This window comes from Cohnella sp., from assembly GCF_041641335.1.
Classification (GTDB): Bacteria; Bacillota; Bacilli; order Paenibacillales; family Paenibacillaceae; genus Cohnella.
Window position 1 is genome coordinate 70,150 of sequence record NZ_JBEPYQ010000005.1, and the last position, 26,160, is coordinate 96,309.

General features: G+C 58.8%; 22 protein-coding genes. 6 read left to right on the forward strand and 16 right to left on the reverse strand.

The genetic code is table 11. From position 1 onward, the window contains the following. The first annotated feature begins 154 nt into the window (after window positions 1-154). Window positions 155-1,282 carry an AI-2E family transporter gene (locus tag ACESLM_RS02795; protein WP_372629796.1) on the forward strand — a complete coding sequence of 376 codons (1,128 nt, stop codon included), beginning with the start codon at window positions 155-157 and terminating at the stop codon, window positions 1,280-1,282. A 92-nt stretch (window positions 1,283-1,374) separates the two neighbouring features. Here ACESLM_RS02795 and araA read toward each other — a convergent pair whose 3' ends face one another. From araA to ACESLM_RS02810, 3 genes are all read right to left on the reverse strand, one after another. Then, a complete protein-coding gene (araA, locus tag ACESLM_RS02800) occupies window positions 1,375-2,859 on the reverse strand; it encodes an L-arabinose isomerase (RefSeq protein ID WP_372629798.1) in 1,485 nt (494 codons plus the stop codon). 301 nt (window positions 2,860-3,160) lie between these two features. Then, window positions 3,161-3,406, reverse strand: a complete 246-nt coding sequence (locus tag ACESLM_RS02805; RefSeq protein WP_372629799.1) for a DUF3892 domain-containing protein — start codon at window positions 3,404-3,406, stop codon at window positions 3,161-3,163. 152 nt (window positions 3,407-3,558) lie between these two features. Then, window positions 3,559-5,748: an alpha-galactosidase gene (locus ACESLM_RS02810; RefSeq protein ID WP_372629801.1), complete on the reverse strand. Its 2,190-nt coding sequence runs from the start codon at window positions 5,746-5,748 to the stop codon at window positions 3,559-3,561. A 144-nt stretch (window positions 5,749-5,892) separates the two neighbouring features. On the opposite strand from ACESLM_RS02810, the gene ACESLM_RS02815 reads away from it, so the two are divergent. The 3 genes from ACESLM_RS02815 to ACESLM_RS02825 all read left to right on the forward strand — a co-directional run bounded on the left by ACESLM_RS02815 (window position 5,893) and on the right by ACESLM_RS02825 (window position 8,273). Continuing rightward, entirely contained in the window at window positions 5,893-6,720 is an 828-nt protein-coding gene (locus ACESLM_RS02815; RefSeq protein ID WP_372629803.1) for an AraC family transcriptional regulator, read from the forward strand. Between the two features lie 70 nt (window positions 6,721-6,790). Next, window positions 6,791-7,228: a MarR family winged helix-turn-helix transcriptional regulator gene (locus tag ACESLM_RS02820; protein ID WP_372629806.1), complete on the forward strand. Its 438-nt coding sequence runs from the start codon at window positions 6,791-6,793 to the stop codon at window positions 7,226-7,228. A 28-nt stretch (window positions 7,229-7,256) separates the two neighbouring features. Then, window positions 7,257-8,273: an LLM class flavin-dependent oxidoreductase gene (locus ACESLM_RS02825; protein ID WP_372629808.1), complete on the forward strand. Its 1,017-nt coding sequence runs from the start codon at window positions 7,257-7,259 to the stop codon at window positions 8,271-8,273. Between the two features lie 43 nt (window positions 8,274-8,316). On the opposite strand, the gene ACESLM_RS02830 is transcribed toward ACESLM_RS02825, so the two are convergent. Beyond that, window positions 8,317-8,511 (reverse strand): hypothetical protein, encoded by a 195-nt coding sequence (locus tag ACESLM_RS02830; protein WP_372629810.1) that lies wholly within the window; start codon window positions 8,509-8,511, stop codon window positions 8,317-8,319. An 81-nt stretch (window positions 8,512-8,592) separates the two neighbouring features. Here ACESLM_RS02830 and ACESLM_RS02835 point away from each other — a divergent pair, with 81 nt between their 5' ends. Then, complete coding sequence (locus ACESLM_RS02835; RefSeq protein ID WP_372629811.1) at window positions 8,593-9,885, forward strand: hypothetical protein; 1,293 nt, start codon at window positions 8,593-8,595, stop codon at window positions 9,883-9,885. 388 nt (window positions 9,886-10,273) lie between these two features. On the opposite strand, the gene ACESLM_RS02840 is transcribed toward ACESLM_RS02835, so the two are convergent. The 11 genes from ACESLM_RS02840 to ACESLM_RS02890 form a co-directional block, all read right to left on the reverse strand. Next, the gene (locus ACESLM_RS02840; RefSeq protein WP_372629813.1) at window positions 10,274-14,386 is read right to left on the reverse strand and encodes an S-layer homology domain-containing protein; all 4,113 of its coding nucleotides are present in this window, start codon (window positions 14,384-14,386) and stop codon (window positions 10,274-10,276) included. Between the two features lie 197 nt (window positions 14,387-14,583). Continuing rightward, entirely contained in the window at window positions 14,584-14,991 is a 408-nt protein-coding gene (locus tag ACESLM_RS02845) for a DUF6232 family protein (RefSeq protein ID WP_372629815.1), read from the reverse strand. Between the two features lie 189 nt (window positions 14,992-15,180). Beyond that, a complete protein-coding gene (locus ACESLM_RS02850) occupies window positions 15,181-15,945 on the reverse strand; it encodes an effector binding domain-containing protein (RefSeq protein WP_372629817.1) in 765 nt (254 codons plus the stop codon). Next, window positions 15,945-16,592, reverse strand: coding sequence for a GyrI-like domain-containing protein (locus ACESLM_RS02855; protein WP_372629819.1), 648 nt, complete (start codon window positions 16,590-16,592; stop codon window positions 15,945-15,947). The genes ACESLM_RS02850 and ACESLM_RS02855 overlap by 1 nt, the downstream gene beginning before the upstream one ends. A 63-nt stretch (window positions 16,593-16,655) precedes the next feature. Beyond that, complete coding sequence (locus ACESLM_RS02860) at window positions 16,656-17,615, reverse strand: helix-turn-helix transcriptional regulator (RefSeq protein WP_372629821.1); 960 nt, start codon at window positions 17,613-17,615, stop codon at window positions 16,656-16,658. A 70-nt stretch (window positions 17,616-17,685) separates the two neighbouring features. Then, window positions 17,686-18,885, reverse strand: a complete 1,200-nt coding sequence (locus ACESLM_RS02865; protein WP_372629823.1) for an MFS transporter — start codon at window positions 18,883-18,885, stop codon at window positions 17,686-17,688. Between the two features lie 76 nt (window positions 18,886-18,961). Then, window positions 18,962-19,561 carry a TetR/AcrR family transcriptional regulator gene (locus ACESLM_RS02870; RefSeq protein ID WP_372629869.1) on the reverse strand — a complete coding sequence of 200 codons (600 nt, stop codon included), beginning with the start codon at window positions 19,559-19,561 and terminating at the stop codon, window positions 18,962-18,964. A 157-nt stretch (window positions 19,562-19,718) separates the two neighbouring features. Next, the gene (gene fucU / locus ACESLM_RS02875; protein WP_372629825.1) at window positions 19,719-20,150 is read right to left on the reverse strand and encodes an L-fucose mutarotase; all 432 of its coding nucleotides are present in this window, start codon (window positions 20,148-20,150) and stop codon (window positions 19,719-19,721) included. Window positions 20,151-20,175: 25 nt separating this feature from the next. Continuing rightward, window positions 20,176-21,669 carry a rhamnulokinase gene (locus ACESLM_RS02880; RefSeq protein WP_372629827.1) on the reverse strand — a complete coding sequence of 498 codons (1,494 nt, stop codon included), beginning with the start codon at window positions 21,667-21,669 and terminating at the stop codon, window positions 20,176-20,178. 35 nt (window positions 21,670-21,704) lie between these two features. Continuing rightward, window positions 21,705-22,361, reverse strand: a complete 657-nt coding sequence (locus ACESLM_RS02885) for a class II aldolase/adducin family protein (protein WP_372629871.1) — start codon at window positions 22,359-22,361, stop codon at window positions 21,705-21,707. A gap of 78 nt (window positions 22,362-22,439) precedes the next feature. After that, window positions 22,440-24,230 (reverse strand): L-fucose isomerase, encoded by a 1,791-nt coding sequence (locus tag ACESLM_RS02890; RefSeq protein WP_372629829.1) that lies wholly within the window; start codon window positions 24,228-24,230, stop codon window positions 22,440-22,442. Between the two features lie 126 nt (window positions 24,231-24,356). Here ACESLM_RS02890 and ACESLM_RS02895 point away from each other — a divergent pair, with 126 nt between their 5' ends. Further along, a complete protein-coding gene (locus tag ACESLM_RS02895; RefSeq protein WP_372629831.1) occupies window positions 24,357-25,370 on the forward strand; it encodes a LacI family DNA-binding transcriptional regulator in 1,014 nt (337 codons plus the stop codon). A 5-nt stretch (window positions 25,371-25,375) separates the two neighbouring features. Here ACESLM_RS02895 and ACESLM_RS02900 read toward each other — a convergent pair whose 3' ends face one another. After that, window positions 25,376-26,113 carry an SDR family oxidoreductase gene (locus ACESLM_RS02900; RefSeq protein ID WP_372629833.1) on the reverse strand — a complete coding sequence of 246 codons (738 nt, stop codon included), beginning with the start codon at window positions 26,111-26,113 and terminating at the stop codon, window positions 25,376-25,378. Between the last annotated feature and the right edge of the window lie 47 nt (window positions 26,114-26,160).

The window sequence follows — 26,160 nt, forward strand, 5'->3', positions numbered from 1 at the left end:
CGGTTCTGTCCCCACGTCGAACTATATATTTATGCCTATTGAGTAATTCGCATTCCGCGCTTCCGTTTCCTGCCGACGTTTATTTTCCATCGGGAAAAGTTAATTTTATAATAAGCTTAGTCGAACATTCGAAATCGCAGAAAGAGGTTATCTTATGCCGCAAGGAAAATGGTTTCGCATCGGTTACGGGATCATCGTCGTCCTGCTCATCGCTTATCTGGCATCCAAAGTCGATTTCCTGTTCGATCCGATCGGGGATATTTTGGCCGCCTTGTTCGTGCCCGTCGTCTTGTCCGGGATGTTCTACTACGCGCTGCGTCCCGCGGTAAGGCTGCTGGCAAAACGTCTGCCTCTGGCGCCTTCGATTCTGATCGTCTTCCTGCTCGTCGTCGGGCTGATCTTCCTGTTTTCCTGGCTCGTATGGCCTCCGATCCGCCAGCAATCCTATACGCTCGTACATAACTTCCCGGACATTCTGGAGCAAATCCGCCGCTGGCTCATGTCGCTGCAGGAGAATCCGTGGATTCGAAACATCGGCAGAGAGGATTCGTTCTCGACGGCAAACATCGCCTCCCAGCTGTCCTCCGCCTTGGGCGACTTGCTGAACTCCGTCGTCGGAAGCGTCCGCGGCCTGTTCAACGTCGTCATGAACTTTTTCCTGCTGCTCGGACTTGTGCCTTTCATTATCTACTACATGCTGAAAGAGGATCACAAGTTTCCCGCGCTGGCGACGCGGTTCATGCCCGCCCGATATCACCGCGAAGCGCTGGAGGCGATACGGGAAATCGACGCCTCCATCGGCTCGTTCATTCTCGGCAAGGTCATTACGTCGCTCGTCATGGGAACGCTGACGTTCTGCGGCTACTTGATCATAGACCTTCCCTATCCGCTTCTGCTCGGGTTGGTCGCAGCGGTCACGAACGTCGTCCCCTACCTGGGCCCGCTGCTCGCCGGCATTCCGGCCGTCATCGTCGCCTTGACGATCTCTCCCGTCGCCGCGCTGGAAGTGTGCGTCGTCATCGTCATTTCCAACCAGATCGAATCGAATCTTGTCGCCCCCAAAATCATGGGCAGGCAGATGAACGTCCATCCGCTGACGATCATGCTGCTGATTATCGGAGCCGGAGCCGTCATCGGTCCGGTCGGCATGATCATCGTCGTGCCGGCGTACGCGATCGTCAAGATCGTCGCGCTTCGCGTCTACCGCTACAATAGGGAAAACCGGATCGACGGCGCGCCGGAATTTCTGCAGCAGCCACCCAGTAAAGCAACCCCGAAGTAACTGAAGCAATCCCGAAGCAACCTAACGAAGATGCCGAAGAGGCCTTCCCCCCGACTCCTCAAGGGAAGGCCTCTCATGGCAATCGATAGCGTTTATTTCCAGGCGGCCTGGCTCCAGCGAAGCTCGCTGCGAAGCCGAACCGGGCTCGTCTGCTCGTCGATGACGACGCATTCGATGCCGAAGATGTCGGCGAAGTCGAGCATCTGCTCGGTCGTCGCCGCGAACGAATAAACGGTGTGATGCGCGCCGCCGGCCAAGATCCAAGCCTCGGCGCCGATCTGCAGCGAAGGCTGCGGCTTCCACAGCACGCGGGCGACCGGAAGCTTCGGCATCGCCTTGTTCACGGCAACCCCTTCCACCTCGTTGACGATCATGCGGAAGCGGCTTCCCATATCGACGACCGACACATTGATCGCCGAGCCTCCTTTGCCGTCGAATACGATCCGCGCCGGGTCGGCTTTGCCGCCAATGCCAAGCGGATGCACCTCGATGCGCGGCTTCGAGGCTGCGAGCGTAGGGCACACCTCCAGCATGTGCGCTCCGAGCACCAGCTCGTTGCCCGGCTCGAAATGATACGTGTAATCCTCCATGAAGGACGTATCGACGCCGCCCGCGATAATCTTCACGAGCCTCGTCAGCGCGGCGGTCTTCCAGTCCCCTTCTCCGGCGAATCCGTAGCCCTGCTCCATCAGCCGCTGCACGGCGAGTCCCGGAAGCTGCTCCAGTCCGTGCAAATCCTCGAATGTCGTCGTGAAAGCGGTGAATCCGCCTTCTTCCAGAAACGACTTCAACGCGATCTCAAGCTTCGCCTGATAGGCGATCGCGTCTCTGACCGGACCCGGCTTGCACCCTTCTTCGGCGATCTCGTAGGCCGCGTCGTACTCCTCCAGCAGCCGTTCGACCGCTTCCGCGGACACCGCGTTCACTCGCTCGACGAGATCGCCGACGCCGTAGCCGTTCACCGACCAGCCGAAGCGGATTTGCGCCTCGACCTTGTCGCCTTCCGTAACGGCAACCTGCCTCATATTGTCCCCGAACCGGGCGACCTTGAGCTTCCGGCTCTCGACGCTCGCGACCGCCGTCCGTTCCCAGCCGGCAATCCGTTTCCTGACCTGCGGGTCCTCCCAGTAGCCGACGACCACCTTGCGCGAGATGCCCAGGCGCGCGCCGATGAAGCCGTACTCGCGATCGCCGTGAGCGGCCTGGTTCGTGTTCATGAAGTCCATATCGATCGCATCCCACGGAATGTCGCGGTTGTACTGCGTATGCAAATGAAGCAGCGGCTTGCGCAGCTCGGACAAGCCCGCGATCCACATCTTCGCGGGAGAGAACGTGTGCATCCACGTAATAATGCCTGCGCAGGCATTGTCCGCATTCGCATCCGCGCACAGCTGGCGGATCTCCTCCGGCGTCTTCACAACCGGTTTGAACACGATCGGATAAGGAATGCCCGCATCGCCGGTCAGCGCCTCCGCGATTTCCCGGGAATGGGCGGCCACCTCCTCCAGCGTCTCCGGTCCGTACAAGTGCTGACTGCCGGTCACGAACCAAAATTCATAAGATTGCAGCTTTAACATTGCGCGAATCCCCCTATTAGGAAATGGTGTTGATTAACTTGTACGTACATGTTTGCCATTTTATTTTAGGGGAATTCTTCATAGAATACAACTGTTTCTTTGGCACGATGCCCGAAAATGGGACTGAGGTTGTACATACGTGCGAAGGGGACACGGGACTCTCCGGCCAAGCTGAACTGGGTGCGGATCAATCCAGAAAGCGCCTCTCCACTCCTTGCCCGCTCACGCCCCATATGCGAGAAAAGGCGCATCGTCTCCCGCTTAATCAGGAAGAAGATGCGCCCGGGCTCCGCCGGCAAGCTTAGAACGTCGGCAGATTGTCCAGATTGTTGTCCTCTCGGCCGTCGGGATCCGAGCGAAGATGCTCGTCCCCGTCGCGCCCTTTGAACACGTTGACGTTGGCGATTTGATCGTTTTTGGCCATCTGCTGCGCTTCCTCGTAACCGACGACCTGTCCGGAAGAAAGCTGCAGCTCCACGATGTCGCCGTCTCCGTTTTTACGGACGGCCTTGACGTGCGGCTTGCCGCCTTGTTGTTCCTGTTCCATGAGAGACCACCTCCGGTAGATAGTCTCCGCGGAACGTGGGAATATTATGCAGACTCGGGCCGACTTGCAGCCAATCTACTGACGGATTACAGCCAGTCTACGGCCTGATTACAGCCGATCTACGGACGACTTGCAGCCAGTCTACTACCTGATTACAGGCGAACGAGCCTCCACACATGGCTCTCGTAGTCGCCGTTCGCGCGGGGAATCGGCAGGCCGACGTACATGAGTTGGTCGCCTCCGTAGACGTCATCGCTGCCCTCAACGCGATAGCGAGCTTCCGGATCGAGCCCCTTGAGTCTGAGCCAGTCCAGAGGAGCGTTCGGCTCGGCCAACACGCCGACGTGCACGGCGAACGCTTCAGATCCGTCTTCCGCCACCGACATCCAGGCAGCGTCGTTGCCCTCGAACGGGCTGCGAAGACGATAGAATTCCCCGAATTGGACGACGTGACGGATTTCCTTGTACTGCTTGACCTGTTGCTTGACTTCCGCTTTTTCTTCGTCGGTCATCTGGGTCAAATCCAGCTCGTAGCCGAAGTTGCCCGACATCGCGACGTCACCGCGCGTCTTGAGCGACGTGATCCGTCCGGTCTGATGGTTTGGCACCGCGGACACGTGGGCGCCCATCGCGCTGACCGGATAGACGAGGCTCGTTCCGTACTGAATGCGCAGCCGGTGAACGGCGTCCGTGTTGTCGCTCGTCCACGTCTGCGGCATGTAATAGAGCATGCCGGGATCGAAGCGTCCGCCGCCGCCCGAGCAGCTCTCGAACAGAATGTCGGGGAACTGCGACGTAATCGTCTCCAGCACCCGGTACAGTCCGAGCATGTAGCGGTGGGCGGTTTCCCGCTGCCGCTGCGGCGGAAGCAGCGCCGAACCGATCTCCGTCATGTTGCGGTTCATGTCCCATTTGACGTAGGAGATCGGCGCCGAGCGAAGCACCGCTCCGACCGCTTCGATCAAGTAGTCGCACACGTCTTGGCGAGACAGGTCAAGGATGAGCTGCTGGCGCGCCTCCGTCCTGCGGCGTCCCGGAACGTGCAGGCACCAGTCCGGATGCGCGCGATACAGGTTGCTGTCCGGCGACACCATCTCCGGCTCGAACCAGAGACCGAATTGCATGTCCAGCCGGTTGACGCGGGCGGCCAGATCCTCCAGCCCTCCGGGCAGCTTGCGATAGTCGACCTTCCAGTCGCCTAGCGAGCTATTGTCGCTGTCGCGGCGGCCGAACCAGCCATCGTCCAGCACGAACAGCTCGATGCCGAGCTCTTGACCGACTTGGGCGATGCTCTCGATTTTGTCGGCGTTGAATTGGAAATACGTCGCTTCCCAGTTGTTCACGAGCACCGGACGCGCCCGGTCGCGATGAACGCCGCGGCAGAGTCGGCTCCGGTAGAGCCGGTGATAGATTCTCGACATGCCGCCGAGTCCATCCGCCGAGTAGGCCAGAACCGCTTCGGGCGCTTGGAAGCTTTCACCCGGCTCCAAGCGCCATTCGAAGTCGAACGGATTGATGCCGATCGATACCCGGGTCGTTTTGAATTGATCGACCTCCGCCTGAGCGACGAAGCTGCCGCTGTAGACGAGGCTAAAGCCGTACGCATCTCCGCGATCTTCGCCGGCATCCGGCGAGAGCAGCGCAATGAACGGATTGTGCTGGTGGCTGCTGGAGCCTCTCCGGCTCTCGACGGACTGGATGCCGGGGACGAGTTCCCTTCCGTAGAGATCCCTTTCCCTGGCCCATGATCCGGACAGTTGGAGCATGCGGAACGAATCGCGGTTGAAATCCAAGCTCGCGCTCATCGCCCGAAGCAGGCGAAGCGGCGACGTCCCGGCGTTCGTCAGGCTGACGGAGCGCGCGATCGCGTCGTGGTCCGCGAACACGGTGTAGCGCAGCACCGCTTCCAGGCCGGAGCGGTCGTCCTTCAGCGTCAGCTCGAGCGTCTGCGCTTCCTCTTCTCGCTCGGCATAAGTGGACGGCAGTCCCTCGAGCCCCGGCTGGCCCGGAATAATGCGGTGCGCCGTACAGGCGAACTCCGTTACGGTCGTACCGTCGTCCAGTTGCACCTGGTAAGCCGGATGGCGGAAATCACTGCCGCCGTAAGCGGGATACTCCTGCGGTAGCGTATCGAACGATACGGTCCGGTCCTCGGGATACGGATTAGGCGAGAACGAAGACCGTTCGGTGTAGACGAGCATGCCTTTCAAGTTTTCTTCGCGGATTTTCCGGCCCCAATAGGCGTGCACCGGAACTCCTTTCGGATTTAATTGGATAATGTAGCTCGTGCCCGGCCCTTGCAGGTGAAAGGCGCGCTCTTGTTCGCGATATCGAATTCCCATGGGACTTGTCTCCTTTGCGACCGGCGGACGCCGGCTTGCCTTATCGTTTATAATATAACTATATTCGTATTATAAATTCGTTCTATCCCTATTCCTATTTTAATATTTTCATATCGCTATCAAAATATGAAAGAAGGTATTCCGATGGTTCAACCTTCGTTTCCGATCGTGACCGAATCCGATTCCCGCCTCCCGCTCTATCTGACGAGCATCGGCCATTGGGAGTATCAAGAACGCACGAGAAGGCCAGGCGGATTTCCGGACTATCAGTGGCTTCAGTCCGTTTCGGGCACGGGGGAACTGGAAGTGGACGGAACGCGCTGGCACGTGAAGCCCGGCCAAGGCTTCTTCCTGCTTCCCGAGGAGGCGCATCTGTATTATCCGACTTCGGAGCCGTGGGGCCTCCATTGGATTGCCTTTAACGGCAGCCTGATGCCCTCTTGGATGAGCATCTCGGGAATCCGCCGGTCCGGCGTGTACGGCCTGTCCGATCCCGACAGCCTGATCGGGCAGATGAAGGCGATCTACGCCATGTCGCTCACCGGCCGCCCCTTCCTCGGATCGGAATGCTCCAAGCTGCTGTACGCGCTGCTTCTGGACTTATCCCGCAACGTGAAGATCGGTTCCGCCGCCGCTCCTCATCATTCCCTGAAGCTGCAGCCCGTCATCCGATTCATCGAGGACAACTGCCATCGAGTGCTGTCGATCGACGAGATGGCTGCGCAGATCGGCGTCAGCGCCCAATATTTGTGCTCCCTGTTCAAAAATGCTTTCCAGCTCCGTCCGATGGAATACGTCAATCGCGAACGAATCAACCGGAGCAAGGAGCTGATGCTGAACGAACCGCAGCTCAAGCTTCGGGAAGTGGCGCTTCGCGTCGGCTTCGACAGTCCCAGCTACTTCAGCTCCGTCTTCAAGAAGATCGAAGGTATAAGTCCGGAACAGTTCCGCGGTTCCCGCTCGGCCACTTAACCGCCGGTTTGACATCGGATTTCATTTGCTTTAGGATATAGTCAATAAATTGACTAATGGAGCGTCCGCCTTGAACCAAGACGAACAGCTGCACGGGAAAATTGTCGTCAACCTTTTCCGCTGCTCCAATCTGCTCGAACGCATCGGCCGCAAGCTCGTCGCCGAGGCCGGCTTGACGAGCGTTCACCAATGGTTTATTTTGTCCGCTCTGTCGGACGGCGACTTGTCGCTGAAGCAGCTAAAGCAGAATGCGCACGTCACGAAGCAGAATATGACCGGCATGATCGAACGGCTGAAGCAGGGCGAGCTTGTCTCTACCTATGAGGACCCGGAGGACCGCCGCGTCACGATGGTCCGCCTGACCGACAACGGCAGGCAAGTGCTGACCCGGCTCGATTCGTTCGACGCCTTCGGCCAGGAAACGAACCTGAAGCATCTGTGCACTGAAGATTTGTCTTCCTTTAACCGCTGCTTGCAGCGGCTGATCGACAATATGAACGACGGCTGACTGCCGTCGGCAAGGAGGCTTTCCCACGATGACCCGATCTAACGCCCCTCTCTTCTCCGTTCTGGATCTCGCATCGATCACGCAAGGCAGTTCGGCCGCCGTTTCCTTCCGCAATACGCTCGATCTCGCCCGCCGCTCCGAGCAATGGGGCTATCATCGCTTCTGGCTCGCCGAGCATCACGGCATGCCCGGCATCGCCAGCTCGGCAACCTCCGTGCTCATCGGCCACGTCGCCGGCGGCACGTCCAAAATTCGCGTAGGCTCGGGCGGCATCATGCTGCCCAATCACGCCCCGCTCGTCATCGCCGAGCAGTTCGGCACGCTCGAATCGCTCTATCCGGGCCGGATCGACCTCGGACTGGGCCGCGCGCCGGGCTCCGACCAGGCGGTATCGCGGGTACTGCGGCGAGGCCTCGGCGCCGGCGGCGAGAATTTCCCCGAGCTGCTTGCGGAGCTGCGCGCCTACTTCCAGCCGGACTCCGCTCCGGCCAACGGCATCGTGCGCGCCATTCCGGGCGAAGGGCTGAACGTGCCGATCTGGCTGCTCGGCTCCAGCGGCTTCAGCGCGCAGCTTGCCGCCAAGCTCGGCCTCCCGTTCGCGTTCGCCAGCCATTTCGCGCCGGACTACTTGATGCCCGCGCTCGAGCTGTACCGCTCGAACTTCAGGCCGTCCGCGACGCTCGATAAGCCTTACGCGATGGTCGGAGTCGGGGTGACCGCCGCCGATTCCGAGCGGGAAGCAAGAAGGCTTGCCACTTCTCAGCAGCAAGCCTTCCTGAATATGATTCGCGGACGTTTCGGCCAGCTTCCTCCTCCGGTCGACAGCATGGACGGCCTCTGGACGCCACACGAGGAAGCTGCGCTGAACCGGCAGTTCGGCTTCGCCGTCGTCGGCGACAAGGAGCAGGTCCGCGAGCGGCTTAAAGGCGTGATCGAATCCACCGGAGCCGATGAGCTAATCATCGCCTCGCAGATCTTCGATCACGGCGCGCGGCTTCGTTCCTACGAGATCGTCGCCGAAGTCGGCCGCGAGCTTCAATCTTAAGCGGCGAGCCGTTGTAGCCGCCAGGCCCCCGCGCCAGGCGGTCTCAGACGAGCAAGGCGGCGATCAGCAGCGCTGCGCTGACCGCCAATACAGCCGCATCCGAAGGGCGCACCCGGTACTCGCGTATCGGCGTGCGTCCTTCTTCTCCTTTATAGCCGCGGGATTCCACCGAGACCGCCAGCGCGCCCCTTCTGGCCGAAGACGACGATTCCGACAATTCAACGATAGGCGCTGTCAATGGATTGACAGCATTAGGACCGGGTGATATGATCGATTTTACATTTTGTATCCCGATCTACATAGGAGGTTTTACATGATTATGAAGCATCGCTCAAAAGCTGTGATCGCGTTGTCCTTGGCAGCGGCTCTGGTCTGGACCGCTCCGGCTGTCGCGCTTCCTCAGCATGCCGCTGCGGCTTCCACTACGGCCGCCATTTCCGTTTTGTCGCCGCAGGCGCAAGAGTACGCAGCCTACCTGCAAGAGAAGTACAGCGTCTCCGTCGGAGATTCCTGGACGCGGGGACAATTCGCGGACGCTCTGAACGCCATCGCGGCTCCGGAAAAGGCCGTCGTCCTGACCGGCGACGCGTCGGAGCCCCTGAAAGCGATCGAGGCCGTAGCGCTCGCGCTAAAAGCGGCCGATCTCGAAGAACTCGCTTATACTTATCCGGCAACCAAAGCGAAAACCGCCCTGGCGTGGGTCAAGCTGGGCTGGACGTCCGAACAGTACGCTGCCGACCAGGCGAAAATTCTCGCCGCCGCGGTCAACACCGGCTTCCTCGTCTCCAGCTATTATCCGGAAATCCGCAACGACGCAACCGCGTCCCCGTCTTTAGCCGCAGTGCTTCTCGGCAAGACGCTGGAAGCGAAAGGCCTGTACAAGCGCTATATCGGCTACACGACGGACGCCGACATTCTCATCAAGCTCGGCGACGCTTACCGGACTTCGGATATCATCCAGGCTCCGGAACTGCGCAAAGTCGTCGATGAAGCACTGAAGCAAAACCTCGTCACCGGCTACAATCTGAAGGACAGCCGCTACGACGCCAACTTCCTTGATTCATTGTCGATCGTGTACGGCCATTCGGACTTCAAGCACGCGCTGCAGCTCGTCGGCCTGCTCCGCAGCGAGAACATCAAAGCGAAAGTCCAATTCGAGCCGAAGACGTCCGCCTTTATTTATTTGAAGGAATGGGGCGACCCGGGCGAATCCGAGCTGTACGAGGTCGTGCAGATCGAGAACGGCAACTATATCGAGTATGCCAAGGAATACGATCTGGCGCTCGAATTCGCATCTGAATACGATAAAGCCCGCTTCGACCGGATCATTCTGACGTACGCGAAGAAGAATGAAGACAAGCAGCCGGGCCTGATCTACGGTTCCTGGTGGCAGCCGCTCTATTATTCGCTTACCGAGCTGAGCAACTATAAGGAAATTTCCAACAACAAAATTTCCGCCGGCAAGTATTACGCCCAATCGTTCTCGCTTAAGGAGCAGTCCGCAGGCGTAACCGAAGGCTTCAAGAAGATCGCCCCGTCCGCGAACATCGTCACTTACGATTTCTGGGTCGACGGACCTTTCTACAACTACTTGCAAGGCGAATCGAAATAATCGCAATCGGATAGAAGGCTGTGCCTTCAGTCAAAAAACTGCGGCTGATCAATTCGCCTACATGGACTGATAACATTAAAGTTCTTCGCAAAGCGAGTTGTTCTAAGAAGTCGTGTAATTCCTCCCCAATGACGCTCAAACGAAGGACGTTGTTCTAAGAAATCGAGCAACGTCTCCCGATTGGAGCTCGAACGGAGGGTGTTGTTCTAAGAAATCGAGTACCGTCTCCCGATTGGCGCTCAATCGAGAGGCGTTGTTCTAAAAAAATGCACATCGGTACTCAGACTAGTCTCTGCAGAAGGCTGTATGTCAATTGAGCAGTGGTAGAAAAAAAGGCGTACAAGATGGATAGATCATCTTGTACGCCTTCTTGTCGTCGCAATGTTCCTTATATCAAATCGGACTTTTGAAGCAGTCGCTGTACGATCGCCGCAACCTCCGCCCTCGTCATGTACGCCTGCGGTGCAAGATGGGTTGGTCCTCGGCCCGATACGATGCCCGCCTGGATACAGTCCGCTATGCCGCTTTGCGCCCAAGCGGATGCGTCCGCCGCATCTGCGTACGGCCGAAGTACCGACTCCGTCGTCCGAACGGGAAGCTTGGCTTTCAGTTCTGTAATCTTCATCGCTCTGGCGATGATCGCCATCGCTTCTTCCCGGGTAATGCGGTCATGCGGCCGGACGGCCCCCTCCTTGGAACCATTGATCAATTGGTACGCATAGGCCGTGCTCATCGCACCGCCGAACCAATCCGACGGCGTCGCATCCGTAAACGGGGCCGCTTCATACACCGGCTCGAGCCCCAGTCCACGTACGATAATGGCCGCAAATTCGGCGCGGGTAATTTCGCGGTCCGGACTGAACTTGCCGCCTCCCGTCCCCTCGAGAATCAATCGCCTGCCCATATCGTTAACCGCGTCCTCCGCCCAATGGTTCGCCATATCGCGGAACTCAACCTGCTTCCGGACGAGCGAGTACGTGCTGTTGGTCAAGCTGTTGATGAAGGCGTAAGTGCCGCCATCCTTCACGACGATCTTCGTCGGCACGTGACGCGCCGTTCCGTCCGGGTCGACGATAACGCCCGTCGAAATCCGATTTGGCTCCGCTCTGTCCGGAAGGGCAATCGTACGCTCCACATATGCGTTGAACCTCGATACTTGAATCGCGGAATACCCGTGCAACGCTCTGATCGTAAAATCAATGGGCGGCGCAGCCAGTTCGAACGACCCTATGACCGCCGCGTTCTCCGCGGCTTTCACCCGATCGGCTGACGACTCCGCAACCTCCATCTGTACCTTGATGTCCTGCAATGCTGTCGCTTGACCGATCCGATCGCGTACGGAATCCAGGTTGATTTGTTCCGCCGGAACCGTATACGCGGCCCGATCCTTCTTGATTTCCAGAACCGCTTGCTTGTCTTCCATCTGTTTCACGATTTTGCCGTTCAGCTCGATCACGACGACATCGAACGCGATATTCACCGCAATCGTCACGACCGCATGTCGGCCTTCCGTTGCGAGAATGTCGCCCAGCTTGTTCGGATCAAGAACGATCGTGATGACGGTTTGACCATTCCGTTTGCTTGTTGTTGCCGTTCCCGCATTTACCGCTTGACCATTAACCAGAATAACGCCCTGAGAAAAGCCGGACTCCGATGGAGACGATGGCCCCGTCGGCTGGGATGGCGCTGTCGGCTGAGACGGCGTTGTCGGCTGAGATGGCGTTTCACTGCCGTCGATCGGCGATCTCGGAATGACCGCATCGGACCTCACGGAAGGTGCGCTGCTGCCGACCCGGTTGATCGCCTTCACGGTAAACATATAGCTCGTCCCGTTCGTCAAGCCGATCACGGTAATCGGGCTGGCCGTTCCGGTTACGGTGACGTTTTCCGGCAAAGCCGTTACTTCATACTCGGTAATCGCGCTTCCTCCGTGATCTGCCGGGGCGGTAAAGCTGACGGACGCTTGGCCGTTGCCGGCAACGGCCGTCACATTCTCCGGCGCTCCCGGAACGGTGGCCGGAGTGGCGCCTACCTGCGAGGAAGCTTCGCTGTCCCCCAAGGAGTTGGTCGCCATCACGGTAAAATAGTACGTTGTGCCGTTAGTCAACCCCGTCACGGTATAACGGTAAACCGAGCCGCTCACGGTCGTTATTTCGGTTCCGAGATTGCCGGGAGTCGCGCTTTGAAGCACTTTGTAGCCCGCGGCCCCCGCTACAGGGCTCCAGCCCAGCTCGACTTGAGCGTTGCCGGCTACGGGCGGCTGCAATACCGGAGCGCCCGGGACGACGCCATCGGTCGTGACGCCTGCCGTATTCGAGATACCTGCGTTCGCCCCGCCGGTAACGACCAAACGGAAATCATAGGCGGTTGACGCGTTTAATCCCGTTACCGCAGCGCCAGTCGCGTTGGCCGCGATCGTACCTGTCGCCGCCGTTGTCCATACGTCCGCCCCTGCCGGCGACTGCTCGATGAGGATGGCCGTCGCTCCACTCGCTGCCGTCCAGTTGAATGCTGCGGTCGTACTTGTCTTCGCTATGGTTGCAAAGTCGGCAATCGGGGTTGCCGGCACGCTCAGCTTCTGAATGCGATGGTTTTCATTATCCGAGATATAGACGTTCCCGCTACCGTCCACGGCAATTGCAAACGGCTTTTTAAACTCGCCCAGGCCGCCTCCCGGACCTCCGTCAAGCTTTCCCCACTCGCTCCAAGTATTCGTGGACAGCGTAAGCTTCTGTACCCGATGGTTGCCGCTGTCCGCCACATACACGTTTCCGCTGCCGTCTACGACTACGCCAGTCGGCGCGAAGAACTCTCCCGGGCCGTTTCCCTGACCTCCGCCAAGCTTTCCCCACTCGCTCCAGCTGTTCGTGGACAGCGTCAGCTTCTGTATCCGATGGTTGCCACTGTCCGCCACATACACATTTCCGCTGCCGTCTACCGCCACCCCGCTTGGATCGTTAAACTCGCCCGGACCGTTCCCCGAACCCCCGCCGCTCTTCCCCCACTCGCTCCAGGTATTCGTGGATGCGGTCAGTTTCTGTATCCGCTGGTTGGCTAAATCCGCGACATACACGTTCCCGCTGCCGTCTACGGCTACGCCGGCCGGCATGAAAAACTCGCCCAAACCTCCCCCTGCGCCGCCGTGACCCGTTCCCCACTCGCTCCAAGCGTTCGTCGAACGGGTCAGCTTCTGTATCCGATGATTGCCGAAATCCGCGACATACATGTTCCCGTCGCCGTCTACCGCCACTCCGAGCGGCGCAACAAACTCTCCCAACTCAGTCCCTGAATCGCCGCCCGCTTTTCCCCACTCATTCCAGGTGTTCGCGGACAGAGCCAGCTTCTGAACGCGATTGTTGCCGCCATCCGCCACATACACATCCCCGTTGCCGCCTACCGCTATGCCAAACGGCGAATGAAACTCGCCCGGCAGACTGCCCGAACCGGAAACCACTGCAGACCACTCGCTCCATGTATGAGAAGCTGCATCCAGCTTCTGAATGCGATGGTTCATACTATCTGCCACATACACGTCTCCGCTGCCGTCTACCGCTATGCCAAACGGCGAATCGAACTCGCCGGGGCCGGTTCCCGCACCTCCGCCGCTCTTTTTCCACTCGCTCCAGGCGTTCGTGGATACAGTCAACTTCTGGACCCGATGGTTGACGCTATCCGTCACATACACATTCCCGCTGCCGTCTACGGCTATGCCGGTTGGCGTAAGAAACTCGCCCAGACCGACTCCCGGGCCTCCGCCGCTCTTTTTCCACTCGCTCCAGGCGTTCCCGGACAGAGTCAGCTTCTGGACCCGATGGTTGCCGCTGTCCGCCACGTACACATTCCCGTTGCCGTCTACCGCCACCCCGCTTGGACGATCGAACTCGCCTAGATCGCTTCCTGAGCCTCCGTCGCTCTTTTTCCACTCACTCCAGGCGTTCGTGGACACGGTCAGCTTCTGGACCCGGTGGTTGGAAAAATCCGCGACATATACGTTCCCGTCACGGTCTACCGCCACCCCGATCGGCACATTAAATTCTCCCAAGCCGCTTCCTGCTCCGCCGGTCGCCCCCCACTCATTCCAGGTATTCGTGGATACGGTCAGCTTCTGGATTCGATGGTTGCCGAATTCCGCGACATACACGTTTCCGCTGCCGTCTACCGCCACCCCGATCGGCACATTAAATTCTCCCAAGCCGCTTCCTGCTCCGCCGCCGGCTTTTCCCCACTCGCTCCAGGTGTTCGTGGCTCGGGTCAGCTTCTGAATCCGGTGATTAGCGTAGTCCGCAACATACACATTCCCGCTGCTATCCACGGCTACGCCAGTCGGCGTATTAAACCCTCCAGGAAGCGAACTGTCGACCGCCGTCAGCCGGCCGTATTGACTCCATACATCCGCTGCATGCGCCGGGACTGCAAACCAACCCGCGCACGCCATACACAACGCGATGCTCAGGAGGCTCAGCTTTCTTATCCATTGTTTAGCTTTTCTTTGACCACTCACGCAGCTCGTCTCCCTTGCTTTCCGAATTTCCTTGGAATAGACTAAGCCCGTTCTCCCGAAATTTCCATACCTAAAAGAGGGTATATTTCTCCGATTTTCACCGCACGGTTATCGACCGCGTCAGGCACACACGGCAAAAAAGCCCCGGGCGTTCCCGTAAAGGGAAGCCCGGAGCTCATCTGCGGCCCAGAATTCGTCTAGCCGACCATCAGACTCTTGTGCCTCGTTTCCACGATCGAGCGGCTGAACGCGTTCGCGAGCCCTTCCAAATACATATAGTCGGTGACGCCGATAACTTCCTTCTCCCCGGAGGAAAACACGAGCGTCAGCTTATGGACCGGTTTGACCAAAATATAAACCAGAACGTTGGCGAGCAGCCCCGCTCCGCCGAGCAGAGATACGAGCTCGTGGAAGCGGAAATCCCATAGCAGGCCGGTCGCGATCAGCAGCAGTTCTAGGACGAGCAACGTGTACGGAATCTCCCGCCTAGACTTGACCAGCTTGATCGAACACAGGTGTTGGATGGCAAACCGGGTATTGCCGCTAATGAACAGCTCTCTCGTGATAGTGAAATTGTTGTCCTTGTAGATTGGTTGGTTTTCCATCGTTGTTCCTCCCTGAGGATAGGTTCATCCTGTTTATTCGACATCCGCATGGAAATACCTACCTAACAACGCTTACATCGTCAAAAAAACGAGAGAGAACCGCTGCGCATTCCAACGAAAAGATGGGTGCTATGCCGAAAAAGGGGCCACCGACCGATGTTCTCGAATCGACAGCCCCTTCGGGTCAAACTATTTCACGGCGATGTAGATATCGACTACGGCGTCTTCCGGGTTGGCGCTGCGCTCGTCGTAGAGCTCGAAGTCGCCCGTGTACGCTCGCTCCGGCCCCGCGGAGGACGACGCCCATCTCCAGATGCGCTGCCACGCTTCCGGGACGACGGTCCCGATCGGTCCGCGCCTCGTCGTGAAGACGGCGTATTTCGCCGCGGGGACGTCTAACGTCGCCAGCCCTTCCGGGAGATCCGCGGACGGCTCCGCCCTGCGGCCGATCAGAATCGTGTACTCTCCGGCGGCCCCGTCGACGTAATCCGCGTAGCAGCCGTAGATACGCGAGTCTCCTTCCAGCGCCGCTCCGGCCAGAGCACCTTGAACGCCGCCGCTCCAGAAACGCTCCCATAGCGCGCCGATCTTCCCGTGTCCGCTCATCTCCGCCACATTGGTCGTCCGCTCGCCGATACCGGCCAGCTTGAACGGTTCCAGATTTACGATCGCGAAGACAGGCTCGTCCGCTTCGGTCGCCCATCGCTTCAGTCCTGGAAGAGACCCGGCGAGAATCCCTCTGGCCGCCTTATCCTCCATCCCCTGCTCAACCAGAAAAGGCACGCAAAACTCGATCATATCCTCCACCTTAAACTCCGGCTGAGTAAACGCTCCATTTTCGTAACAGTAAATGCAGTAGTCCTCCACGTGGCCGCCGGAAGCGTCCGTCCCTTGAAGGTCCGACCCCGTCAGCGGCATTCCGCAGCTCTGGCATTGCATCGTCGTCAGTTGCATCACTCGTTCTCCTCCGTCCGGCTGAGGCCTTTTATTACAGAAAATCTTAGCACCGTCTTCAGCTTGGCCGATTCGGTCCTGCGGGGATCCGACAAATAGATTTCCCGATGGAGCTTGCTTGCGCGGATCAAACCCTGTTCCGTACAGAACACTTCCATTCGCGCGAAGCTTGCCGGTTCGTCGTCGAAGCTTCCGATATGCATCATCTGACAGCTCAGTCCGTCCGCGATTTGTTCGAACCGGGCTTGCTCCAGAAACGGATTCGGCTTCTTCCTCTTCGTCCCTTCCAGGAAACGCTCGAATCCTTGTACGGTCAGAAAATCGGGCTGGCGGATCATGATCGTGTACTTCAGGTTGTTTTTGTCCGTTGCGGGCTTCGACCGATCAAGCAAGTCCCATACGCCCTCAAGCGGGAAAACCGTATACTCGTAGTAGCCCTCCGGCACATCGCCGCTTCGGTAAGACATTTTCACCGCATAAGTCAGGCTGTACAAAGCTTCCGTCGCCTTGGCGAACGCTTCGCCGTTCGGGTCCCCGGAGCCGTCGACCGCAATGAACGGCATGCTCGGCACCTCCACGACTTCCGGCGTCGTCCCCGGTAAGTAGAGCGTCTTGAAGTCCTTTTTATATTCAACCTTCCTGCTCATGGCCCATCTCCCTTCGATCGCGATCTAGTTCCACTATACCGAAGTAAACTGGACAATAGACTGTCAGGTTTGTGTATCATACTTCCGCAAAATGCCTGCCGCCTGTCGCCGAATCTCTTCGCGAATCGATTCCGGCTCCAGCACTTCCGCATCGGGACCAAAGCTCAGAATAAAACCGTACAGCCAACGATCCTCGGGAAATTCGGCCCAGACGACGTAGCGTTCCTCTCCGTCCTCGCCTGCCGTCTCCGCGACGATCGCCTCGACGCCGAACCACTCCTCGGCAAGATGCCTCGCCCTGCGGCTGAACCGGAGCTTCAGCCGGGTCGTCTTGCCAGGGGCTTGCCATTGTTCGTTCCAGGGCAGACGCTCCGGTTCGATCGGCCTTCGCACGGCAAACCGCTCCCCGACCGCGATCGATTTCATCCGAAACAGCTTGAACAAGCGGAATCCCTTCCTCGTCCGGCAATAGGCGTACAAGTACCAGGACTGCCGCTTAAGCACCAGCGTATACGGCTCGACGACGCGGGCCGATTCGTTGCCCTGCGCGTCGCAATAAGCGAATTCGACCAATCGCTCCTCTTCCGCCGCCTTCTTCAGCAGCGCCGCCTTTTCCTCCAGATGGCCGCTTCCTCCCCACGGAGACAAATCCACGATAAGCTGCCTCGTCCGCAGCTGGAATTGTTCCGATTGCGACGGCGGAACGACGCTTTTCATTTTCTCCAGCAGCAGCTTGCGGTTTCGGTCCGGGTAGATCGTCGAGACGCTCTGAAGCGCGTTCACGATTTCGACCAGTTCCCCATCCGTCAGCACGCTGCGATCCAGCCGGTAGCCTTCGGACAGGCCGATTCCGCCTCCCGCCCCTTGATAGGAAATTACGGGAATGCCCGCTTGATTAAGAACGTCGATGTCCCGATAGATCGTCCGAACGGACACTTCGAACAGCTCCGCGAGCTCCTTGGCTTGAACGAATCTTCGATTGACGAGCAAAATCACGATAGATAGAAGGCGGTCCAGCTTCATGGATTTCCAGCTCCGTTTTCGGCCTATTGTTTTCTTCTCCTATCTTAACAGGCCGGAGCGCCTTAGGCGATCATGCTGCCGCCGAGGCCGTCTTCTCCCGAGCCCCCGCCCTTGCGGCCAAAACAAAGCTGATCATCAGCACGACCGCGGCCAGCACATAAGGATAGTTGACGTCCACGTCGAACAGCAGTCCCGCGATGACCGGGCCGGCAATGTTCCCTAGGCTCGTAAACGCCGAGTTAAGACCCGCGACGTAGCCCTGCCGCTCTTCCGCCATTCTCGACATCTGCGTGCCGATCGCCGGACGCAAAATATCGATCGACAGGAAGACGATGAACGTCACCGCGAACACCATCCAGAAGCCGCCGACGAAAATCGTCAGCAAAATAAACAACCCGCACGAGAGCAGGCAGAACGTAATGACGTTTCTCTCCCCGAACTTGTTCAGAATCCATCCGAACACGGTAAGCTGCACGACGGCCCCCGAGATGGAGCCGAACGTCAAAATAAAGGCGATGTCCTTCGGCGTGAATCCGAACTTGTGATCGACGAACAGGCCGAAGATCGTCTCGTAGTTGGCCAGTCCGAACGACATGACGAAGACGAGAATAAGGCTGAGGAAATACGGCTCCCGGTAAGAGCGGATCAGCATGCTCCACAGACTCTGCCGCTTTTGCGGTGCCGCCTTCTTCCCAGCCGCTGCGGACGAGAGAGATTCGGGCAAAATGAACGCCGTCAGTGCCGCCGCCGCGAGTCCCGCCACTGCCGCCGCATAGAACGGCACGCGAAGGCCGTACTCCGCCAGATAGCCTCCGATCCCGGGCCCGATAATAAACCCGGTCGTAATCGCCGCGTTAATGAGCCCCATGCCCCGCGCCCGTTCCTCGTTCGTCGTCATGTCCGCCGTATACGCCATGACCGCGGGCATGATCAGCGCCGCGCCCAGCCCGCCGAGAAAACGGGCCGCGAAGAGCAGTACGGTCGAGTTCGCGATTCCGAACAACCATTCCGACAAGGCGAACACGAGCATGCCGGCGACGATGATCTTCTTCCGTCCCAGCGAATCGGACAAGCGGCCCGCGAGGGGCGAGAACAGCAGCTGGGTCAGCGAGAAAGCCGCTACCAGCAACCCTACGACGCTGCCGCTGATGTCCAGCAGCGTCATATACTTCGGCATAACCGGAATGACAAGTCCGATCCCCATGAAAATAAGAAACAGGTTTAACATAAGGAGCAGGATAGCCCCTCTTTTCCTAAGAAGCAGTTCCATGATGAAAAATCCTCCAACATTTATACTGAATATTCATTCTAGATAATGACGTAAAAAAAGGGCGACTCCGCCCGCTTCACCCTTCCCGCTTGGCAATCCCATAGAGAAACGTCTCCATCGCCAAGCGATACAGGGAGAGCGCCTCCTGTTGGTTCAATCTTCGCGAATGCTGGCTCAGTCCGTATACCAGACTATCCAATACGATGGCCAGCCGGTCGGCATCGAACGGCTCGAACTCTCCGCTATCGATCCCTTCCTGAAGCAATTTGCGGTTAAAGCTAACATACCCTGCGATCATCTCCGCGATTCGCTCTTCGACGTCGCTCGCCTTTTCCGAATTGTTGTAGAACTCGTCCGAAGCTTTCGTCAGCGGGTGGTTCAAATTTTCAAGCACAAGCTGCTCGGCCATTCCGAAGAGCCTCTCCTTCGTCGTCGAGTAAAGCCGTTCCTTCTCGGCCCAGCGACTCTCCCACTCGCGGTCCCATTCCTGCAGCAGGTACAGGAAGAGCCCTTCCTTGCTCTTGAAATGATAATAGATGTTGCCCGCGCTGCTGCCGGTCGCGTTCACGATATCCTCGATTGACGTTGCTTTGTACCCTTTCTGAACGAACAACGCTTTCGCCGCGTCGGCTACCTTCTTCTTCGTCTGCTCGCTTTGCAGCTTCTTCTTGTTCATCCCGATCCGATCACCGCCTACAATACTGAACATTTATTCAGTATCTTAACGAAAAAAAGCCGGAATTGCAAGCGGAACTTGCTTCCCGGCTTTATAATCTCGCTTGGCGCCTCGCTCATTCGGCTTCTCCGGTCGAGAGCGCCGCCGACTATTCCGGCTATTCCGCGATAACGCCCTTCTTGAGGATCAGGTTGGCGTACAGCGCGCTCTCTCCCGTAGCGACGATCGCATAAGCTTTCTTGGCGCGCTCGTAGAAGGCGAACCGTTCGACTTCCTCGAACGGCGCGGCAAGACCGGTCCGGGCCTCGATAATCTCTCCGTACGTGTTCCAGATCGGCGTCTCGACCGGGTCTCCCGGCATGACTTGCATTAGCGCGACAGGTTTGTCTACATATTGGTCTAACGGGAACAGCCGCAGGATCGCGTCCAGCAGCTCCGGCGCGCCATGCCCGTCGGCGCGAACGAGACGCTGCGCATGGCTGGCCGCCGGAAAATTGCCGTCCGCCAGCACGATCTCGTCGCTGTGGCCCATCTCCATCAATATTTTCAGCAATTCCGGCGAAATCAGGCTCGATATCCCTTTTAACATCCGAAGCCAACCCCTCTCGACTCGATCATACTCGTCCGAAGCCCAGGAACGTCCCGTAAGCTTCTGCCCATCCGGCATCCGCCTCCGGCTCGTAGACGTCCACTGGGAACGACGCGGCGACGAGCTCACGCGCCTCCTTCAGGTCCTTGCACTCTCCGAGCGCGACGAGCTGCATCAGCATGTTGCCGATCGCGCTCGCCTCGACCGGGCCGGCCCATACCGGCTTGCCGATCGCGTTAGCGGTAAACCCGCACAGCAGCTCGTTCTGGATGCCGCCTCCGACCATATGAAGGCCGCCGTAGACGCGCCCGGTGAGCTGCTCCGCCTGTTCCAGCGCCTGGCGGTAACGCAGCGCCAAGCTTTCGAGGATGCAGCGGACGATCTCGCCTTCGCTCTGCGGAATCGGCTGATTCGTCTCCGCGCAGAACGAGCGGATCTTGTCGGCCATGCCGCCGGGAGAGAAAAACCGCGGATCGTCGGGATGGACGAGACTGCGGAACGGCGCGGCTTGCCTGGCCAGACGAACCAATTCCGGGAAGCCGATCTCCTTGCCCTGTTCGTCCCATTCCCGCTTGCACTCCTGCAGCAGCCACAGGCCCATGATGTTTTTCAGCAACTGGTACGTGCCGCCCACTCCGCCTTCGTTGGAGAATTCCAGTTTCATCGTCTCCGGGCTGAGCAGCGGTCCGTCCATCTCGGTTCCGAGCAGCGACCACGTTCCGCACACGAGGAAGGCGAACGGCTCGTCGCCGGCCGGAACGGCGGCGATCGCCGATTCGGTGTCGTGCGTGCCGACCGCCACCGCCCGGATCGCGGGCACGCCAAGCTCCTCCTGCACTTCCGGGGAGAGCGGACCAACGATCGTGCCGGGCTGAACCGGCTCCAGGAACAGATGGGACGGAATGCCGAGCCGATCCATCAGCTCGACGTTCCAAGCTTGCTTGCCCGGATCGAACAGCTGCGTCGTCGTCGCCATCGTGAATTCGCACGACTTGACTCCGGTCAGCAGGTACGCCAGCAAGTCGGGCGTCAAGAGCAGCGTCTTGGCGACCTCCAGTTTCGGAGAAGCGGCCTTCACCATCGCGTAGAGCTGGTACAGCGTGTTGAACGGCATAAACTGCAAGCCGCTCTGTTCGAACAGCGCGCGCTGGCCGACCAGGCCGCTCACCTCCTCGATGAGCCCCTCCGTATGCGGATCGCGATAGTGGTAGGGATTGCCGAGCAGCTCTCCGTTGGCGTCAAGCAGCCCGAAGTCGACGCCCCACGTATCGATGCCGAACGTCGCCGGCTCATAGCCCTTCTGGAAGGCGAAGCGGATGCTCTTCTTCATCTCGTGCAGCAGCCGGAGCGTATCCCAATGCAGATGCTTGCCGACCTGGATCGCGTGATTGGGAAAACGATGAACTTCCGTCACTTCCAGCCTGCTTCTGCCGTTATCCCCTTCCGTCAGCCGCCCGACAAGCGCGCGGCCGCTGCTCGCGCCCATGTCGAACGCCAGCACGGCAGCTCCTTTGGTCATCGCGGTTCACTCCTTCTCTTCTCGCGGCGTCCGCCTTATTTCATTTTCTGCAGCAGTTGAATCCGGTAAGCCTCGCTCTCCAGGGAGGCGATTTCTTCGAACTCTTCCTTCGTCAACACTTTAGGCTCCTTGATCGCTTTGGCGATCAGGAAAATTTTCGCGCTCTCCTCGACGACTTCCGTCCGGTAGTACGCCTCGCGCAGGTTGCGTCCGGTCGTCACGAGACCGTGGTTGCCGAGCAGAATCGACGAGTGCTCGATTTTCTCCACGACCGCGTCGGCAAGCCGATCGGTTGTCGGCAGCACGTAATCGACGTACACCGTTTTGCCGACGAGCGCGGCCTGGTCCGGGAACATGATCGGCAGATCCTTCTCCACGAGCGTAAAAGCGATGCAGTATGGCGGATGCGTATGCACCATCGCGCCGATGTTCGGGTTTTGGCGATAAGCGTACAAGTGCATCAGAACTTCCGAGGACGGGCGAAGTCCGATATCGGTTATATCGCCGGTCTCGATGTCGACCTCCACCCATTGCTCCGGCTGGATTTCATCCAGAGCGAAGCCGCTCGGGGACAAATACATTTTGCCTTCGTAGCGCGCGCTGAGATTGCCCCCCGGTCCGACGACCAGCTTGTTGGCGACCGTCTTCTGCGCGTATTTGCATAACTCTTGGCGAATTTCCTGGCTGCTCATAATCGCTTGGCTCCATTCTACGGACAAACGGCTGCCGCCTGTCTCCGAAAGGAGCAAGCGACAGCGTCGTCGGATTTATTATTTGTACAGCGGTCCGAAGTTGCCGCACGCGCGGTAGTCGGCGCTCTCCGGGTTGTCGGTTCCGAACAGGCCCCATGCCCGCGGACGGAAAACTTTCTCATCCGGGACGTTATGCATGCTGACCGGAATGCGCAGCATCGACGCGAGCGTGATCAGGTCGGCGCCGATGTGGCCATAGCTGATCGATCCGTGGTTCGCGCCCCAGTTGTCCATAACGTCGTACACGTTCTTGAACGAGCCCTTGCCCGTCAAAATCGGGGCGAACCAGGTCGTTGGCCATGTCGGGTCGGTCCGCTTGTCCAGAGCGTCGTGCACTTCCGGCGGCAGATCGACCGAATAGCCTTCCGCGATCTGGAGCACCGGTCCGATGCCTTTGACCATGTTCAAGCGCGACATCGTCATCGGCATGCCTCCGCGAGTCAGGAAGTCCGAGGAATAGCCGCCCCCGCGGAAATATTCGACCGACGCCGGACGCCAGGAAGTGGCGTCGAGACATTTCTGCGCTTCCTCTTCCGTAATTTCCCAGAACGGCTTCATGACTGGCTTGCCGTCCTTCGTCTGCTCGCCCGTGCCGTCCATCGTCGCCGAGCCGGAGTTGATCAAGTGCAGGATGCCGCCCTCGGCCGCGCCGGACAGCTTGTGGCCCGTTACGCGCTCGACGGAATCGGGGCTCCAGTACGTGCGGACGTCCGCGAAAATTTGCGCCGTGTTCGTCAGCAGGTTGCCGAACAGCATCACCGCGCCATTCAAGCTGTCGTTCTCGGTCGCTATCATGTACGGAGCGCGAATGCCGTTCCAGTCGAACGAAGAGTTCAGAATCGTCTCCAGGAAGTCGCCGTTCGGGAAGTGGTCCGTCCAATGGCGCTGGCCTTGGAAGCCGCCCACGATCGCGTTGTGGCCCTGCGCCTCTTCGCCGAAGCCGAGCTCGGCCAGACGCGGGTTGCCGACCATCAGATCGCGCGCGATCAGCGTCATTTTGACGACCGTCTCCCAATCCTTGTCCTTCTGTTCGCGGGAAGTTTGCAGGTGAGGCGGATTGTTGTCCGGGCCTTCGATGCAGTTCTCCTTCACCCAGGCAAGCGCTTTCTCGAACTCGACCGGATCGTAGATCTTCTCGTCGAAGCGGCGCACGAATTCGCTCATGTCGACGTATTCCGTGCGCAGGCCGAGGTACTCCTGGAAGAAGGCGTCGTTGACGATCGAGCCCGCAATTCCCATCGATACGGAGCCCATCGACAGATACGACTTGCCCTTCATCAGCGCGACCGCCAATCCAGCTTTCGCAAAGCCGAGCAGCTTGCCTTTCACGTCCTCCGGGATGTCCGTCGAGCCTGCGTCTTGAACGTCGTTGCCGTAGATGCCGAATGCCGGCAGCCCTTTTTGCGCGTAAGCCGACAATACGGCCGCCAAGTAGACCGCGCCCGGACGCTCCGTGCCGTTAAAGCCCCATACCGCCTTCGGGATGGCCGGGTCCATGTCCATCGTCTCCGTGCCGTAACACCAGCAAGGCGTAACCGTGATCGAGACGCCGACGTTTTCCTTGGCGAACTTGCTCGCCGCGGCCGCGGATTCCGCGACTCCGCCGATCGTCGAGTCGGCGATCACGCACTCGACCGGCGTGCCGTCCGGATAGCGAAGATGATCGGAGAGAAGCTTGGCAACGCCTTTGGCCATGTTCATCGTCTGCTCTTCCAGAGACTCGCGGACGCCTCTGCGCCGGCCGTCAATCGTCGGACGAATGCCGATCTTCGGGAATTCGCCTTTCCACCTGAACTGTTGGTCTGCCATGTGATTAGCCTCCAATGGAATTAAATAATGTTACCGATAACCTCAAGTTACCAAGGAAAACGCTTGCTGTCAATTCTTTAATTTTGTAAGATAAAAGAACATAATGACGACAAGGAGCTTATCTCCATGGTTACGATCTACGATATCGCCGCCAAAGCCGGAGTTTCCGCGATGACCGTGTCCAGGGTTATCAATAACACTGGCAAAATCAGCGACAAAACCCGGAACAAAGTTCGCCGCGTCATGGAGGAGCTGAACTACGTTCCCAACCATATGGCCCGCAGTCTGGTGCTGCAGCAGAGCAACGTGCTGTTCCTGCTCATTACGGACATTACAAACCCCTTCTATACGACGGTCGCGAGAGGCGCGGAGGATGCGGCCAAGAAGCACGGCTACCGCCTGCTGTTTGGTAACTCGGACGAGAGCGTCGAGAAGGAAAAGGATTATATCGACACCATTCTGGCTACAAGAGCGGACGGCGTGCTCGTCGCCCCGACCGGCGATCTGTCGCTGCCGCACTTGGAGACGCTGAGAAGGCACCGCGTTCCGTTCGTGCTGCTCGACCGCGAGGTGCCGGGCATGGACAGCGACGTCGTGCTCGGCGACAGCAAGGAAGGCGCGCGCAAGCTGGTCGACCATCTGACGTCGCGCGGTCATCGGCGAATCGCGCTCATCAACGGCTCTCCGCTTATTTCAAGCGCCCGGCTTCGGCTGGAAGGCTACCGGGAAGCGCTGAAGCTGAACGATATCCCCTTCGATCAGAACGACGTATTGGAAACCGCGTTCGAGCCTAGAAGCGACCTGAGCGAGATCGAGAGCTGGTTCGACCGCATGTCCCCGCCTCCGACCGCCATCGTCGCCGGCAATAACGTGCTCGCCGTCGAGGTCATCCGTACCCTGCACGCGCGGGGCATCCGGGTTCCGGAGCAGGTATCGGTCGTCTGCTTCGACGATCTCGGTCCGTATTCCGAGATCGACCCGTTCCTGACCGTCATCGCCCAGCAGGCGTATCAATTCGGCTATCTCGGCACGCAAATGCTCATCGATCGCATCCAGGAGCGCGACGTTACCGGCCTGCCATGGAAAAAAATCGTGCTCCCCGCCGACATGATCGTTCGTCGGTCGGTGAGCACGATTTAGATAGCTTAGTTGAAGCCCCCATTGACCCTGATCGTCTGTCCCGTGATCCAGCGGGCTTTGCCGCTGACCAGCAGCTCCACGGCATTGGCGATGTCATCCGGTTCTCCGAGTCGGCCGAAGGCGTTCATCCTGCGGAAGGAATCGACCAGCTCCGGCGACTTGCCGTTCAAGAACAGGTCCGTAGCCACCTGCCCGGGAGCGATGCAGTTAATCGTGATGTCCCGGGGACCGAATTCCTTGGCCAGCTGGCGGGTCATCTGTTCGACCGCCCCCTTAGTCGCGGCGTACACGCTGTAGGCCGGCAGCATCGCTCCCGAAACCGATGTCGAGAAGTTAACAATGGTGCCTCCCCGCTCCATATGCATCATCGCTTGCTGGCAGGCGAAGTAGGTTCCTTTGACGTTGATCGCGAAAAGGCGGTCGAACGTCTCCTCCGTTACATCATCTATCGCTTCCGTCACCATGATTCCCGCATTGTTGACGAGAATGTCGATTTTTCCGAAACGTTCCAGCGTCGCCTCGAACAAGCTCTCGATCTCCTTGGTGTTGCCGATGTCGGCGCGAATCGCCGCTGCCTGCCCTCCGGCTTGCTCGATCATCCGTACGGCCTCGTGCGCTTTGTCGGGATTCGAGGAATAGTTAATCGCAACCATGACGCCGGACGCCGCCAATTGCAAGGCGACCTGCCTGCCGATCCCGCGCGAGGCTCCCGTAACGATCGCTGCTTTTCCTTGCATGCTCATCAATCTCTCTCCTTTACGGCTTGCCGCATTAGTTTGAACCTTACGGT